The 15,646-nt window shown below is 62.2% G+C and carries 11 protein-coding genes; 3 read left to right on the top strand and 8 right to left on the bottom strand.

Annotated features, from left to right (window positions below):
* Positions 1 to 27: 27 nt before the first annotated feature.
* Positions 28 to 3,351: a hypothetical protein gene (locus F757_RS0115725; RefSeq protein WP_027212226.1), complete on the bottom strand. Its 3,324-nt coding sequence runs from the start codon at positions 3,349 to 3,351 to the stop codon at positions 28 to 30.
* 364 nt (positions 3,352 to 3,715) lie between these two features.
* On the opposite strand from F757_RS0115725, the gene F757_RS0115715 reads away from it, so the two are divergent.
* The gene (locus tag F757_RS0115715) at positions 3,716 to 5,506 is read left to right on the top strand and encodes a hypothetical protein (protein WP_027212225.1); all 1,791 of its coding nucleotides are present in this window, start codon (positions 3,716 to 3,718) and stop codon (positions 5,504 to 5,506) included.
* 208 nt (positions 5,507 to 5,714) lie between these two features.
* On the opposite strand, the gene F757_RS0115710 is transcribed toward F757_RS0115715, so the two are convergent.
* A complete protein-coding gene (locus tag F757_RS0115710) occupies positions 5,715 to 6,704 on the bottom strand; it encodes an ankyrin repeat domain-containing protein (RefSeq protein WP_027212224.1) in 990 nt (329 codons plus the stop codon).
* 175 nt (positions 6,705 to 6,879) lie between these two features.
* Positions 6,880 to 7,206, bottom strand: a complete 327-nt coding sequence (locus F757_RS36220) for an ankyrin repeat domain-containing protein (RefSeq protein ID WP_198021407.1) — start codon at positions 7,204 to 7,206, stop codon at positions 6,880 to 6,882.
* Between the two features lie 1,036 nt (positions 7,207 to 8,242).
* On the opposite strand from F757_RS36220, the gene F757_RS0115695 reads away from it, so the two are divergent.
* Complete coding sequence (locus F757_RS0115695) at positions 8,243 to 9,121, top strand: hypothetical protein (RefSeq protein ID WP_156923640.1); 879 nt, start codon at positions 8,243 to 8,245, stop codon at positions 9,119 to 9,121.
* A gap of 42 nt (positions 9,122 to 9,163) precedes the next feature.
* On the opposite strand, the gene F757_RS0115690 is transcribed toward F757_RS0115695, so the two are convergent.
* The 3 genes from F757_RS0115690 to F757_RS35810 form a co-directional block, all read right to left on the bottom strand.
* Positions 9,164 to 10,279, bottom strand: a complete 1,116-nt coding sequence (locus F757_RS0115690) for a lipase secretion chaperone (protein WP_232221414.1) — start codon at positions 10,277 to 10,279, stop codon at positions 9,164 to 9,166.
* Between the two features lie 16 nt (positions 10,280 to 10,295).
* On the bottom strand, positions 10,296 to 11,420 hold the full coding sequence (locus F757_RS0115685; RefSeq protein WP_084530898.1) for an esterase/lipase family protein: 1,125 nt from the start codon (positions 11,418 to 11,420) through the stop codon (positions 10,296 to 10,298).
* A 242-nt stretch (positions 11,421 to 11,662) separates the two neighbouring features.
* On the bottom strand, positions 11,663 to 12,103 hold the full coding sequence (locus F757_RS35810) for a DUF3331 domain-containing protein (RefSeq protein ID WP_198021406.1): 441 nt from the start codon (positions 12,101 to 12,103) through the stop codon (positions 11,663 to 11,665).
* Between the two features lie 40 nt (positions 12,104 to 12,143).
* Here F757_RS35810 and F757_RS36605 point away from each other — a divergent pair, with 40 nt between their 5' ends.
* Positions 12,144 to 13,316, top strand: coding sequence for a response regulator (locus tag F757_RS36605; protein WP_232221413.1), 1,173 nt, complete (start codon positions 12,144 to 12,146; stop codon positions 13,314 to 13,316).
* 51 nt (positions 13,317 to 13,367) lie between these two features.
* On the opposite strand, the gene F757_RS0115670 is transcribed toward F757_RS36605, so the two are convergent.
* A complete protein-coding gene (locus tag F757_RS0115670; protein ID WP_198021405.1) occupies positions 13,368 to 14,432 on the bottom strand; it encodes a CsgG/HfaB family protein in 1,065 nt (354 codons plus the stop codon).
* Positions 14,433 to 14,551: 119 nt separating this feature from the next.
* Positions 14,552 to 15,466 (bottom strand): cupin domain-containing protein, encoded by a 915-nt coding sequence (locus F757_RS0115665; protein ID WP_027212218.1) that lies wholly within the window; start codon positions 15,464 to 15,466, stop codon positions 14,552 to 14,554.
* Between the last annotated feature and the right edge of the window lie 180 nt (positions 15,467 to 15,646).

The following is a 15,646-nucleotide window of genomic DNA, read 5'->3' as shown; positions in this document are numbered from 1 at the left end:
GCTATCGACGCGCGTGCAAGCCGGAGATCACGCCGCCTGCGCAGCGACTGTCCGCGCGAAGCCGTCGTCGAGATGCTCAACAGTAATGCCGCGGAAATCGTTAATCGCGGCCGCGACGCTTAGGCGCGTGCTACTCGCAAAGTCCAGACCGCGCTTGGCCCCGGCGCGCGGAAGGATCTCCAGGTCGATCAAGAACCCACGCGAGTTCGCGGCGCGCCGGACTGCGGCCGAGGGTTCCGGCTGCACGGCCGGCGTATCGACGGTCACCGGCACGGGCGTTGCAATGCTCGCCGGTTGCGGCACAGCCTGCGCGGAAGCCGCGAGAGCCTCGGCCAGTCGCCGGGTGCCGGCCGCCGAACGGCGTCCGCTCAGGTCGATAAGCCAGTTTCCACCGCTCCGCTGTTCTGAGACCTTGGTTTCCTTGACGTACAGGCCGCAGCATCGCCATGAAGTGTCATCGTCCAGAACCTCCTGCTCTTCCTGCTTGAGTGCCTGCAATGCGACGCGGGCACGATCCTCGTCCGTGCGCGCGATGCGGATCGTTCGCCGCAATGCCTTGACCTCGTCGATACGTGCCGCTGCCGCATCGGACAAACGATGGCGCGCGACGTAGCGCTTGCCCCAGCCGTCCGAGACGTCCTCGATTTCCTTCAGCACGGTTGCGAGTTGCTCTTCACCCAGTGCCGCCTGCCAACTCGCTCGCATGCCTTCCACAGACCGGCGGAAGTCTTCGTGCGAATAGAATTCGCGTTCACGAAAGCTTGCATTTGCAACGGTGCGTCCGCTGCGCGAGTGCATCCGCAGGATGTCCCTATAGCCGGCCTGGGTCAGCATGCGGTTCATTCGCAGCGGCAATGGAATGCCCGGCACGGTGTCGTTGTCGAGCGCTACGTCGATGTCCAGTTCGTTCTGCCAAGGTACCGACTGTGTGGCACTCGCGATAACGTTGGCCTGTACCGCGTAACCGCTCGCCCTGATAACGGTTCGCTCGATCCCAGTCTTGCTGCGTTGCTTGTCGCCCGGCGTCAGTTGTCCGGCGACCTGCAGGCGCGCCGTCGGTCCGCCCGCCAACAACCCGGTTGCACCGGAGACCTGAGCGCGCGCGCTGGCAAACACTCTGCCGTTGATATCCGATTGGCTCTGGTCGGTCAGCGAAACGGATACGTCGCGCTCGAAGAACTCACGCGCGAACTGGTTCCAGAGGCGCCTGGCACGGACATCTCTGGGCTGCTCGGCATGGGATGCAAGCTCTGTTCGGGCGTCGGCAAAAAACTCGAAGACGGCTGTAGCGGCGCCAGCACCTGGTTCAAACTCCCCGCTAGCCCCCTCACCGCGCAGGCTCACGGTGACACCCTCGCCCAGTCGCTTTTTCCGGCCAACCCCCACGCCCACCTCACCCACCAGATTCAACGCGACGACCATCTGGCTGCCCACCCCAACCGATGCGTTAGCGGCCAGTCCCGCCGCCGCCTCGGAGCTCGTAGCGCGAATCACCGACACAAAGCCCCCACCGCTTTCGGATGCGCCGACCGTCACTGTCGCTCCGCGCTCCCTCGCATAGCCGAGCGTGGGTTCGATTGTGACACCCGCGAAGTACTCGAGAGAGAGCCCTGGCGACACGAACAAACCGCGACGCGTTGCCGAGCCAAACGATACTTCGTTGCCCGGACTCGCGACCTGCAGAAACTGTGCGATTGCCGATTTGAGCCCTTGCGCATTGAGATCCTGCGCAACAGTGACACCGGACACGAGGCGCCGGACAGTATCGACGTCCTGCCGAAACGCCTGCATGTCGTTCGCCAGCAGCATCGAATCGGCGGCTGCCATATCTGTCGCGCGTTGGTGCTCTTCGACCCAATCGCCGATTTTGGCGAGCGACTCGATGTCGATCCACTGCGAGCGCTTGAGCATTCTCTCTGACATTGCTCGAAGCTGCGCCGCTAGCTGCAACTCTTCGCTGTCGAATCCGGCTTGATCGGCGGCGGTTCCATCCGCCGCGTCGCTCCCGCGCACCGGCGTTCCGTCGAAGGGCAAGCCGTACCGGTCGAGCAGCCGGCGCGTGATGTCCGCAATCGCTGCAGCGTCGAACGTGAGCCGTTCGACGAGACCGGTCTGGTTGGCGTCTGCCCAATGATCCAGTATCGCTGCGCGCATGGAGAGCGCGGCACGCGCATTCCACTTGAGATCAGGCTCGCCCGATGCAACGGTCTGGGCGAGCAACGAAACCATCGAGTCCGACAGCTTCGTAAGCGCCGCAATCAGCGAAGCTTGAACCTGCTGCTTGCGCCTTGCCTCCGTCGGCGCCTCCGCATTTGCAAAACCCTGCTTCATCGCGCTTAGCGGCGAGGCCGCGCCAAACACCGTGCGCACCGAATCGCGCACGTATCTGAACGGTGTGACGTACCAACGCACGTCCGGATTGGCTCCGCGCTTCTCCGCAAGATCGACCCATTCCGGCAAATCAAGAAGGTAGTCCCTCACCCTTGCCAGCTGCCCGCCTGGCTGATCCTCGCGAAATCCCTGCCGCCATGCCCAATAAACCCCGAGCTGGTCGTCCGTCAGACTGCCTGCCGAGTCGGTCACGAACACTGCGAGCGCGGCCTCGCGAACCTCGCGAGCCATATCGCTCGAGGCAACGGCTTGCGCATGCGTTTGAAGATAGATGCGCAAGGCCTCTGCCGCGACCGGCGTGTCGACCTCGACGGCGCTTCCGAGCGCCTGCCTCAGCGCGCCGAAGCCGTGCTCGGTTTCCGCTAGTATCGCCGCCGCCTTCAGCGCTTCGGCGAGACAGCCCTCGTCATGAGCAATGTCGCGTGGTGCAGACGACATCTGCAGATGATTCGCGAGTGCAGTCCATAGCATTGCAGCGGGTGTGAGCAACGCGGTCTCACTTTGAGGGCCGGGCGCGACGCTTTGAACCGCGAAATCGATCATGCGTTGGGCGAGTGTACCCTCGGCCGCGAGGTCCTCCACCAGGTCCGCATGATCCGCGAAGTCTGCGCGAGCATCGCCTGCGCCGCTTCGCCCCGGTATGCTGTGCGCCACGCTCGGCGCACTCGCCGTCGCGATGATCCCCGGACGTTGCGGCGCCGACTCAGCGGGCTTCTGCCTGCGCGCATTGAACGCGCGTTGAAGGCGCGTTGCGCGCGAGTTCAACGCGCCCTCCCTCAGACGATGCGAGAACAACTCGCGCAGCGATGCCATCCACCGTGACCCGGCCCTGTTCTCGCGCACGACGCGGATGCTGCCATCCACGTCGGCGATTCTGTATGTTTTCGACTGTATGCGTATTCTCTGTTGCGATAGCAGTTCGGACTTCCGGCCGTTGATCGCATTGAGTGCGTCGGTCATTGAACTGAATTCAGAGGAAGCGTCGACTGTCGTTTCATAGCCGATGCCCGGATGAGCGTGTTGAGTCGCGATGTTAGCCACTTGATAACCCACCAATTTTATCTTTTTACCGCACAGAAATGACTCTCTGGAAAGATCGTAAAGTAGCCAACCGTCCCACACTTCGGAAATTCCAGCGTGATTTGTGAAAACGGCAGCGGCGCGACCATCGCAGTCGAGCCGACGTGCGAACTGACACTGGCATTTGCGAAAAGGTGGATATTCACGGTCGTTTTTCAAAAAAACGAGATCCTGTTTTCGGCTAATGTCGTTTCCCAGGAGAGAACGACAGACCTGACGGATATGCCCTTATAAGGACCCCACAATGACGGCCGACCCGTTGAACATTCCCATATTCGACACGACGCACGACGCTTATGAAACGCTGAGTGGCGTTAGCCTGGACGAACTCCTGACTCGAGGCGGTACGATCGAGGTCGGCCGGCGCCTGTACAAGTTGCAGAAAGACAACGACGGGAGCTTGCGCATCCGCCATGACACGGGACGGTACGCCAGAACCGGCGCGGATTCGTCGGGACTTCATGCCGCGCTCAGGGAAATACTGTCGGAGCACCGCATCCAGCGGCTCGAACGCAAGCTCAACGACCAGAGACCGGGAACTGCCGCTGTTACCGGAGCAATACCTTCTGTCACGAAAGTACACTCGCAGACATCCTGGCGCCCAACAGCAATGCTTGGGCTCTTTTCGTCCTGGGCTGGCTCCGCCGCGGCTAACGCCGGCCTTCAGGTAACCAACGCTGGCGGTCTCGTCTGCCGCTGTTCGGCGATTGTTGACGCGAATATCAGTCTGGGGATGGCTGACGGCACGATGGGCTTCTCATTGATTGAGGCCACCGTCTCGAGCAAGGATTTTGCGGACGCCGCCATTGCCCGCGGCCGGATCGAATTCAGCCGAGCCCGTCATCGTGAAGGCCACGACAGATTCGAGCGCGATGCGTCGGGTCCCACCACGCATGGCCGCGACGCGTCAGATTATCTGGACTATCGCCATGCGAGCGTCGAGGCGCAAACCTCGAACCTGGGGCTTCGCGTCGTGGTAGTCGCGTTCTTGCGTGATGGCATGCTCCAGCTTGCCTCCGTCGCAAACAAGACCGCAGGCGCCGCCAGAATGCTTGCGCAAGCGAGCGTTCATGTGAGCGCCACGGCGGTCGGCTATGTCGGCTCGGCATTCTCGATCGCTTCGGGCGCGTTGCACTTCGTTCAGGGCTTCATTGAACACCGCGCCGCCTCTGGCAATGCGAAGCGGGCGATCATGGTCCGATACCGAATGGAGAGCGCTTCGGAGAACGACTTTGCAAACCTGGCCGAACTCGCCGACGACAAGGCTTCCAAGGTTGTCAAATATAAGGACGCAAAAGATGCGGTGGGCAAAGCCGAACTCAAGCATGCCCATGCGCTATACGGCGAGTTCGCGCGGCTCTTTATCGACAACAATGCACGAGAAGAAGCGAATGCGAAGCTCGCAATGACGCGCGCGAAGCTGCGAATGACCTATGGCGTCGCTGCCGCAGCAATAGGCGGCACGGGGCTCGCATTGACGATTGCTGCCGCGGGCGGCCCCGTCGGAATCGCCGTGGTCACCGCCGTGGGTACGGCGCTGGGAGCGGCATGGCTTGGCTTCGCCGTCTACAAGGCGTATACGAACCGCCGGGACGCGCGAGAGCAGGCCGAGAGACAAGCGCAGCAAAAACAGGAAGCAGCCTCGCTCGCCTCGGGCTTCGACCTTGCCAGCACGGAAACGAGCTTCCTTGAAGCCGGGACAAAAAATGGTTACGTCGCCGCGGCTATCCTGGCACGGCATCTGGGCTTTGGCAGAGCGCGCCAGATCAATGGCGCCATTGCCAACAGCGGGGCTGTAGCCGACGCCCCGCTAGCACGAGCGGTCGTGCCTCAGGCCAATCCTGTCAGCGCAGCCGAGCGGTTCCGCAGCAAGACAGCCACCCGGTTCCTTTTGAGCATGGGAATGAACCGCAACGATGTCAAGGCGCTGAAGCAACTGGCAAAAGATCCCACTGCGCAAAACGACGTGCAGGCGAACATAGAGCGCTTTCTGCTCGACTCGAGCGCCCGCGTCAGGGTCATGGAAGTGCGCTGAACGAGCAGCCACGGCGGACGACAATGGGATCGCATGTCGTTGCGGCTCGCACAGGCCAGCATGAAGCGGCTATGGAGCGACTATGAAGTGACCATGAGGCAGCTATGAAGTGCCCCCCTGCCGCTCGCCGCGCAAGCGGCAGGGGGGCATGGGGCATGCGGCGGCCGGTGCCCGTCCGCCCATGCGTTGAGTGCCCGAGGTCTTCGCTTCAACCCCGTGGTCGGCCACGAGAAAAGGATCTCCAGCCCATCGTTTGCAGCCTTCTCCAGTTCACCGGAAGATTGCCAGCGTTGTCTACCGCGAGCGGGTCCGCGCCGGCCAGTTTCAGAAGTGTGGCCTGCGCAGGTTCCACTGCCTCGTGCAAGGGCGTGCGCCCCCTGGCGTTGCGCGCCCGAACATCGGCTCCGGCCTTAATCAGCGCTGCGGTCTGGTCCCGGCTTCTGGCGCGATGAAGCGCACGGCTGCCGCGCATGTCCTCGCATTCGACCGTCGCGCCGGCGCGTACCAGCGCCAGCGTGCAGCTTGCATCGGCTGCCATGTGCAAGGGCGTACGGCCCTGCTCGTCCCTGGCGTCGACTCGTGCACCCGATGCGATCAGCGCCTCCACCAACGGCGCGAACCCGGCCATGTGCAGCGGTGTCTTGCCCGATTTGTAAGTTGCATTCACGTCGGCGCCAGCGCGGATCATTCTTTCCACCGCTGGCAGGACAGTATCGCGATAATACCCGGCCGGCATGGTTTGATACCTGGTAGCTAACTTCAGTCCGGCAAGGTAGACGGCGAGCATCGAATCGAGGTGGCGAATCTGCGCTGCCGTAATAAACCCTCTGGCGACAGCCCGCACGCCCTTATCCGACGCGAGCAACGCGAACTCGTCGTTGTCAAGCCGATCGAGAACCTCCGCGCGGACGAGACCGGAATCGAGCAGATGATCACGCGTGCGATCTTCCTCGGGAATGGCTAGCAATGCGGCGAGCTTGCGCATGTCTTCGGGCGTCTTTCCGCCCGCCCGCATATCGGCAGCAAAGTCCTCGATCTGTCGCGCGTCAGCGCGTCCACCGAACAGTGGCCGCAGGAACCCCGGATGACGATCCACCCATTCCTGCCAGGTACGCGTGCTTCGCCAGTTCACGCCGCTCTCGTTAACATCTATGAATTCGACCAGGAACTGCATGATGTCCGGCGGAATCCGGTTCATTACGTTCTGTGCATGGGGAACTTCATCATGCGAACGGGTGGAGTTAAAAAGATTACCAATTAATCTCATGGTGCAAGAAGTGAAGGTTGATGAAAGATCTCCCCGTCGCACGGGCCGCAACTTCACGGAGTTGAACAGCCACGTGTGATGCCAGCCCTGATCTGCCAGGAGCGGGTCAAGCGACTCGGGACGGGGCCCAAAGAAACGCGACCACCTGCATGTGACTTCTTCTGACGGCGTGATGGAGCGCAGTCATGCCATCGCTTCCAGTTGCCGAAAAGTCGGCTCCGGCGCTAGCCAGCAGCCGGACGAGTTCAAGATCGCCGTGGGCAGCCGCGCTGCAGAGCGCATCGGTGACCCACTGTTCGTCACCGGGAAGTTCTACGCCAAGCTTGAGGAGGTGGCGTGTCGCGGCTTCATGCAAGCCGGTCACCGCGTAATAAAGCGCGCAATAGCCCACTGAGCGACCGAAATGCAAGGTCGCATTCAGATCCAGTTCCACGTTCCTCGCAAGCAGGTCCCGCATTTCGCCCACGTCGCCTTGAAGGGCCGCCATTTCGAACCGATGCCCCAATAAAAGAGGCGCCGGTCGCATGGGACCGACAGCGGGACTATCGCGGCTGCGCCGAAGCGGCGGCAGAGCATCCAGGTCAACCGGCCGCTGTGGTGCCGGGATGAGCGCCTGCACCAGCGCGCCGGCATCGGATGCCGCGCGATCCTGCGTGGTTTCAGAGCGAACGTTCAGCGGCCCGGGGTGTCGCGATTGGCCTGTTGTCTGTACAGGGATGGGAGCGGGCAAAGACGGTGTGCCAGGTGGAGCAGTTCGCGTCATGGCGTTTTGGGACGACGGAGTGGATGGTTGGAAAAACTCACGCTGGCCGGGAATGCATCAAGTCTGCAACGCCTGCGTTGCAAAAAAGAAGCGGCACAGGGCATCGACAGCAACCCTGCCTCCGCGTATTTCGCACGCCCGCCAGTGAACTCCCCACCTCGGCACACCGGGCCAGTCATCCGGAGCCGATGCGGGTGAGCGGTTCAATGTAGACGAGCTCGCCGCTGCCCCGCTTTCGAAACACTCGCCAAGCTTGCGGTATTGCGCATGTTCATTACCGCGTCGACGAGAGGCCACTCGGTTCGGCACAGCCGTTGCAGCACAGTACAAAAATCCGAAGCATTAATAGGAAATAGAAAGCAATGCTGCGCCAGCACGCGCACCATCTCGCGGCATTCATATAACGCGAGCACACACGTGGACGTCCAGATTCCAGTGACCGATGAAATGGCCAACCTCGAGAAGATTTACGATGCGCTGGTCCTGGCAGGAAGCATTGCCCTCCTCGTTTCCATTATTTCGATCGTGGCGCTTATGCCATACGCTCTAAGCGCCCAGTAGCCGCCAGACGCCAAGTCAAACCATGAAGATACCTGCCGCATGGCGCACGTCCGCAGATGCCCTGAACAGCCTCGCGGCAGTTCAACCTGCGTTCTATTCGGCTTCGCTCGCGCCACAGAAGACAGCCTGCCTCACGCCACGCGTCTTGCTGATGCTGCTTGGCCGTGAAGCAGAGAATCCTTTGCTCGCCGTGATCCGCAATCCCGCATTCTGGTCGCGTTGGGGATTCACCCACGCGAGCGATGCTGCGAGCGTGATCGAGCGAGCCGACCAATACCAGTCGCAACTGCCGCCAGTTGAGCAGCAGATGATCGACCCGCTAGTGCGACTCATATCTGCCGGTCAGTTGCCGGTCAAATATCTGCTGGCGCTCCACCGCGATCCGCTGTTCCGGCATCTGCTGCGGGACGTGGCGTTCAATCCGCAGAGCCGTCTGGATTTCAGGTGGATTCGCGACTTCGCGAGACACCGGATTTGCTGGAACCACCTGCCAGAACGGACGCGGCACTACTTTCATCAGCAGTTGATCGACCGTGGGGTTATTGCGTACCGCACGAGTCACTATAAAAATGCGGGACTCTTTAACCGCTTCAGTGCGCTGGTATACGCGGCAACTGATGCGATTCCCGCCGTGCTCGACGACTTCCTGATTCGCGCAGGCGCTGCTCACACCGCATTTTTCAACCCTGTACGTCAGCGCCAGAGCGAATTGCTGTTTGGAACTGCGGATGTGAGCGGGATCGCTATCACCGATGAAGATTGCAGGCTTGCCGGCGTATCCGCTGCATCACTGGACCCCTTCGTAAATGGCGGCAGACAAGGCAGCGTGAAAACCGTCCAGGACTGCTTCGCCGTGATGCAAGGCACGCCTGAGGGCTTATTGCTCTTGTGCACCGTGTATTTGCGACTTCGCCCGGACCCGGAAGCGCAACGCGCGCCGCATGACGTGCGCGGAAGTGACGGCGCGTCATCAGCACAGCGTCGCGCGTTCCGGTCAGTCGCCAAGGGTTGTGTGGTGTCGTGACGCGGCCCTTACTGCTTGCGAGGCGCCGAATGGGGCCGACCATCATCGATCGCCGTCATCGAGCGATGCCGCGCGTGATGCGTCGCTGCCGGCCGGGAAATAGCGGCCCCGCAGCGCTTCGACGCGCACGCGACGTTCAACAGGATCGGCATATTGCGCGCGCAACATATCACGCTCCCGCGCGTAATCCGCGTACCGGCTGTTCCAGTCACCCTCGGCCGCCCGCATCTGTGTGAAGCGGCGCGCAGTCTCCTCGCCAAATTGCTGCGCGATCTGTCGAACGGGCGCGTTGTCGTCCGGCGAGGTTTGCGCCGTTAACTTTGTCAGCATATCGAGCGACGCCGCCTGCTGCTGTTCACGCAGCGCCTCCCTCCGTTGCTCCGGCGAGCGCGTGTCTTCGAGGGAGCGCAGGCGGGCAGCCTTCTCTGCGTCGCTCAGCGACTGATCCTGCTCGATCCGCATGCGCTCGATACGGTAGCGGCTGCGTTCCAGTTCATCGCCGAAGAATGGTGTCGACCACTCTCCCAGCACCCGGGCAGCGATGCGCGCCCGGGCTTCAAGCGACGTCTGAACTGCAGGCGGACCAGACTGCCGGCTGCCCGACGCGATAGCACTCGGCTCCGCTTGCGCGAGGGCGGCGCGATAGACCTGATAGCGCTCCCAGACGGCGAGCGCTTCAGCGTGCGCCGGCATGTCGCCTAACTGGGCGTCGATAGTCTGTCGCACATCCGCGTCGAGCTTCTGCGTCGAGCGCTCGTTCCGAGCCGTCAGAAAGTAGTCGAAGAAGTCCCGCACTTCGCGTGTTCTAAGCAAGCGCCCCTGCCTGTCCAGCGGCAACAGCGGCTGCATGGTGTCCCGCAGCGAATCGCTGGCAGCGGACCCGACGGACGTCGCGGAGGCGTCCGGTGCAACGTGTGCACGGGAGGCAAGCGACGCGGAGCCGCCAGCCGGCGCAGTCGCGGTCACTGCTGCTGGCCCGGGGATCTCGCGCAAAGAACTCGCCTGCGCACGAGCCTGGTTGATGGCCGCCGCATCGCGTGACGGCCTCGCCAGAACATAGCCCACCGTCACCGCCGAGACCACGACCGCGGCAGTCACGATCGCCGGCATCGCACGTTCGCGCAGAAAGGTGACTCCGCTTCGCGGGGAAAGCGCCACGATGCTTCTGTCCATTTCAAACTCCTGCGATCTTCAGGCGGTTCGCGTGCGCGCGGAACACCGCGAGGGGATCTTCGGCATTGCCCCCAACCGCGCCCATCAACTGATTGATCTCGTCAGAATGATTCCATTTATATGCGACGCTAATTACGTCGCCGTACATGCTGCTGCAGGTGGACACCACACCGTCGTTCGTGCCTGCGCCGCGCGCGATCATCAGCGCGCCTGTTGCCTCCAAAGCAACGGTCGCGGGATTCATCCAGAGCGCGCGGTCGAATGCTTTTACGCTGGCGTCCCACGGCGTAACTGCGCCGCTCCCCCAAACGAAAGGACGGATCGCACTGCCCGTCCAAGAATACAGCAGATGCTTTTGAATGTTGCCGTTTGCGTCGCGGACGAACTCCACCGGCGCACCGCTCCTGCATGAGCCGGGTGCGCCCAGCCCCGCACTGGGAAACCTGGCGTTGAATTTCGCGGCGCCGCTTGTCGTGAGAAACTGCATTGCTGCCGCGGCGTTCTGGTTCGGGTTGTGATTGCTGCTCGTGAGCATGCCGTAAATGTTCATGATCGCGCTGACGATCGGTGCGGCCCATCCCGTTGGATCGTCGCGCAGCGTCTGCGTCACGTAGTCGGCTACTTCCGAACCTCGATGCGGTGTTCCGATGGTTGTCACGGATGCAACCAGTTCCGGCGCGACGGCAGCGACGTACCGCGCACTCATGCCACCCTGGCTATGGCCGATCAGATTAACCTTGTCTGCGCCCGTGAGCGTCAAGACACTCTTCACATAAGCGAGCAACTGCTCACCGCGACCTTTCGAACCTGTCTCGCGCTGGAAGCCGGAGATGTTCGCGACGAAAACTTGTGCGCCGCCCCGCTCGAGGTCCGACTTGACGCCATAGAAGTAGTCGAGCGTACCGGAATACCGGTCCGTTCCCGTCAGGCCCGGGACGAGCACGATCGGATAGCGCGTCGCGGTCTCACCTTGTTTGAGCGCGCCACTTGCTGGCGGTGCGGCGGAATACGGGACCAGCCCGTTTTGGGCGCCCGATGCCGAAGGTGCGGCGAAGGTGGGATGGCATGCGATCGCCGCAATCAGCAGAAAGCCGGCGACGCGGCTTGATGATTTTCCTGGTGACATGTGAACCCGGCCTTTGATGACGGTGGCAAAGTGCAGCTAAATGCTGTCTGGATGCTGCATTGTGTCTACACGGATACTGAGCCGCATCAGGTCTCGGCCGTAATTTGCGGACAGTGCACCAAGCGACTGCAACCTGGCTGTCTGGATGTTTCAGTGTTTGCGCGCGGCTGCTAGCCGCTCCCGCCCCTTGCGGCATATCCGCGCTCAGCGCTGCCTTCCGCGTGTGTCACGGGGTCAGCGGCTCAACGGCGAAACGTGCCCTCGAACGGGCCCGCTTCTGCCGCACTCTGAGCGGCGCCGGCACATCGCAAGACACTATTGACATAGAAAGCGCTGATCATTGCACCCAGATTGACGGGCGGCGGCTCGCATTTCTCCGGCCGATATACCGCGTCTCCGCAATGGATCGGCCTGCCGCTGATCACACAGTTACCGGGCTGCGCCGCCACCGACGCGCGCCACGCCTGATGGCCGTAATGACAGGAAAGCGGATCGCGCCAGGACACGGCGATAATCTGTGAACTCGTGCGGTCAAGCAGCCTCACGACAAGATGAGGCCGATCGCGCCAATCAGTCTTGCCGACGCGCTCTGTCGCGCGTTGCTCAGCCTTCACCAGCAGGTCTCGCACGTTCGAGCGGTCCAGCAGGACGACCATGCGGGACCACGCGCTATCGTCTCTCATCTGCATCCCCCTTTTGCAGCGCCGCACTTGCGCGAAAACAATGCTGGGCTCCGGTAGCTTTCGTGCGAGGCTCGTTGTTGGCCAAGACGATAGGCGAAGAGACGCCCAACGACTTTCAGAATCGGTAGCCGTTTTCGGCTTATGGCGCGCGCACTTGTCCAGAGGTGTGCCCGATGTCCACTGCGTCGCGCGCGCAACGGGCATCGTTGATCTCGCAAGGGTTCGAGGGTTTCCTCCAGAACGCCGCTGCCGCGCGGCTTTCTACCGGCCTGTGAGTGGATTGGTGAAAAAATCGAGCGGAACCAGAGTTCATCGGCTTGCACGCTCACGCGATACTGGCTTCACCGCGCAACAACAGTTGTCGGCAACGACGGCAGTCCAACACTGCCGCAAACAGGCCGCAGGAACCAACGCGGGCACTAGAACAGCAATTGCCACGCGGCCGCACTACTCGGGAGCCATCATGTCACTGTCCAACCTTGCCACCTCTAGCGCACCGCGCTCGCACTGGAACTCGCAGGCCATGCTTAAAGGCACCGCCTCGTTCACGCGCACAGCCGTTCGTACGACGCGCATTGTGATGGCCGACGAACATGAAATGGTGCGCGACGTTCTGAGCCAGTTGCTTGCCGATGCGCCGCATGTCGAAGTGGTGGCCCATGCGGGCGACGGCCACGACACACTCAGCGCGTGCCGGAAATACCGACCCGATATCCTCGTGACGGAACTGCAACTGCCATCGCTCGACGGCATCGACGTCATCCGCACAATCCGCCGCCGCTGGTCCGAGACGCGCGTGCTCGTGCTGTCCGCCAATACGGCCGAGAGCCGCGCCGCAGAAGCGCTCAATGCCGGTGCGCATGGCTACGTGCTCAAGCGCAGCGGTTCCGACAAGCTGCTCGACGCCGTCAACGCACTGCGAGCCGGCCGCTCGTATGTCGACGCGGGGCTCAATGCCGGGCAGCTCGATGCCATGCGCAAACAGCCGCCGACAACGGGCACTGGTGTCGTGAAGGCTACGCTTACGGCGCGCGAGCGCCAGGTCCTTAAACTGATTGCAGAAGGAGGCCGCAACCGCGACATTGCAGAGCGGCTGACGATTAGTCAGAAGACAGTCGAGACACACCGGCTGAATATGATGCAGAAACTCGAAGCGCACAATATCGTTGAGCTTGTGCAGTGGGCACACCGTCTCGGCATCGCGTCACTTTGAACCGACGAACGCTCGCCGCTCTTGCGGCGAGCGCGCGCGCTGGAGCGCGGTCTAGCTGCCGTGAGCCGCACCCTTTGCTTCCGTCGCCAGCCTCGCACGCTGAGCAATCGCGTCACGCACGCGCACGAGCGCGGCGTTGACATCTGCATCGGGCTTCGTCAGCGCATTGTCAACGCGCTCATAGCGTGCCAGCGCGGAGTCGAGCCGTCCATTGACTTCGTCGCACACGGCGAGGTTATAGGGCAGCGCAACGCTCGACGGATTCGCCGGCACGAGTTGAGCCCAGATTGAGCAGGCCCGGTCGAAGCGGCCCGATTTCGCGAAATCGAGGGCCCCTTCGAACGTCTCGACCGACTTTGGATCGATACCGTCCGTGTCCTTTTTGTAGTTCACATAGACGTTTTTCTCGTACGGAGCGATGTCCTCGCGCACTTGCTGGAATGCGTCGTTTGCCGCCTGATTCAGGAGCAACGCCGCTGACACTTCGCTGCCGCTATCCGCACACCAGTATGAGGAAGCGGAGCCCGTCTTCGTTTCGCTATATACCACCTTCCCCTGGCTGACCTCGACAAGCCGCGGTATCAGCTTGAAGCCGGCCGTCTTGGTGGTACATGGCACCGGCACGGTGACGCACTTGCCCTTGTCCGGACAATGCACACGGTTTTCCGTTGAGTGCGAGTAGGCAATGGGCAGCACGAATGCGGAGCCGCTATACAATGCGTCGGCGCCTACCAGCCGCCCCAGTTTCACGGCGGAGCGGGGATTGCTATACGCGCTCTGACGCAGATTCATTTCGCTCAGCACGTTCTGCAACGTCAGCCGGTCGACCACCGTAAAATACGGGCGCTGCTCATAACGTACCGATGCCAGCATGCTTTCGAACTGCTTGGTCGCCTCCGGCCCCCCGTCGCCATCGAACGGCAGCACGGCGACGCGGCGGTAATGCGCTGCATCCGTCTTCGCGGCAAACTGCATTGGCACGACGGTGACGGGCGCCGCACAGGCGGACAGCAGCAGCGCGGCGATCAGCAACGCGCCGGGCTGTCGGGCGCCTCGCGCGAGCGCGCGCATAGTGCCGGACGTGTTGGTGATGGAAGCGATTCGATCTGGGTTCATGGTCGAAAGATGGGTTGTGCCCGCCTGCCGGCAGGCGGGAAACGACAAGGACATGGCTTCGTCAGAAACCGGATGCGTGGTTCAGGCCAACGCGCACTCGATAGCAGCGGCGCCGCGCCTTATTCACCTTGACGTCGCAGCTGCGCAGGCGTCACGCCTGCGTATTGACGAAACACTCTGGCGAACGCGACCTCCGACTGGTAACCCACGTCCGATGCGATATCCGCAGTGCTGCGGCGCGTGTGAATCAACATGTCGGTCGCCATATGCACGCGCAGACGAGTGAGAAACTCCCAGGGCGTCATGCCGGCTTTCTTGCCAAATGCCCGCGCATAAGTGGCGCGCGACATCGCCGAAATTTCGGCCAGCGAATCGACGGTCCACGGGCGCGCCGGATCTTCGAGCATCGCGCGTGTCGACGTGCCGAGGCGGCTGTCCGCCAGCAGGGCGAGTACCCCCGCATCCTGATTGCCCTGTCGCATATACGCGCGCATCGTGATCGCGAAAAGCGCATTACTGAGCGCCGTGACGACTTGCAGCGCGCCCTGCTCGTTGTGACGCGCCTCCATGCGGATAAGGCCGATCATCGCGCGCAGTTCATCGGCGTCCGCGACCTGTTTCAGCGATACATGCAGCATCTTCGGCAACGCCGACATCAACAGACCCGCCGACGCCGGGTTGTATTGAAACCGACCGCATAGCAGATCGAGCTCGGGCGTACCGCCTGCATTACGCTTGACCGGAATCATTCCGTCCTGCTCGTGACGCATCGGTCCGCCCTCGATGGCCGAGCCACTATCTTTCAGGCGGTGACCCAGACCTTTTGGAAAAATCGCGATGTCGCCCTCCACCAATTGCATGGCGGGCATGGACTCGGGCTCGATGATGCAACTGCCGGACAGCACCAGATGAAACTGTGCTTCGCCGTCTGGCAACGCGGCGTGATCGTGATTGAACGTTCCGGCCAGCTCGCAACGCAGGTCGAGGCTGCCCTGAAGGCGCGCGAGGCGAATTACACGGCTAAGAGAATCCATGGACAAGTCGATGAAAGGTCGAGCACAAATAAAACGGCAGCCCGGGTGGCCTCGGTTGGACACCCCGCGGCAGCGCGGGGTCGCTAATCACGCAACTACTGTTAGAGGCGCCCTTCCCGTTTGACCGGAAGGGCACATGAGCACCGGCGTGCAGCATCAAGCTCCGCCGGCCGCGCAATG

The organism is Burkholderia sp. WSM2232, assembly GCF_000472545.1.
Taxonomy (GTDB): Bacteria; Pseudomonadota; Gammaproteobacteria; order Burkholderiales; family Burkholderiaceae; genus Paraburkholderia.
This window is presented reverse-complemented; position numbering and strand designations above follow the sequence as displayed.

What these genes read in the sequence shown, in the direction of transcription:
- F757_RS35810 (WP_198021406.1), bottom strand. Translation starts at nt 12,103, where the DNA reads ATGAGAGACGATAGCGCGTGGTCCCGCATGGTCGTCCTGCTGGACCGC.
- F757_RS0115665 (WP_027212218.1), bottom strand. Translation starts at nt 15,466, where the DNA reads ATGGATTCTCTTAGCCGTGTAATTCGCCTCGCGCGCCTTCAGGGCAGC.
- F757_RS0115725 (WP_027212226.1), bottom strand. Translation starts at nt 3,351, where the DNA reads ATGACCGACGCACTCAATGCGATCAACGGCCGGAAGTCCGAACTGCTA.
- F757_RS0115670 (WP_198021405.1), bottom strand. Translation starts at nt 14,432, where the DNA reads ATGAACCCAGATCGAATCGCTTCCATCACCAACACGTCCGGCACTATG.
- F757_RS0115715 (WP_027212225.1), top strand. Translation starts at nt 3,716, where the DNA reads ATGACGGCCGACCCGTTGAACATTCCCATATTCGACACGACGCACGAC.
- F757_RS0115685 (WP_084530898.1), bottom strand. Translation starts at nt 11,420, where the DNA reads ATGTCACCAGGAAAATCATCAAGCCGCGTCGCCGGCTTTCTGCTGATT.
- F757_RS0115710 (WP_027212224.1), bottom strand. Translation starts at nt 6,704, where the DNA reads ATGAACCGGATTCCGCCGGACATCATGCAGTTCCTGGTCGAATTCATA.
- F757_RS36605 (WP_232221413.1), top strand. Translation starts at nt 12,144, where the DNA reads ATGCTGGGCTCCGGTAGCTTTCGTGCGAGGCTCGTTGTTGGCCAAGAC.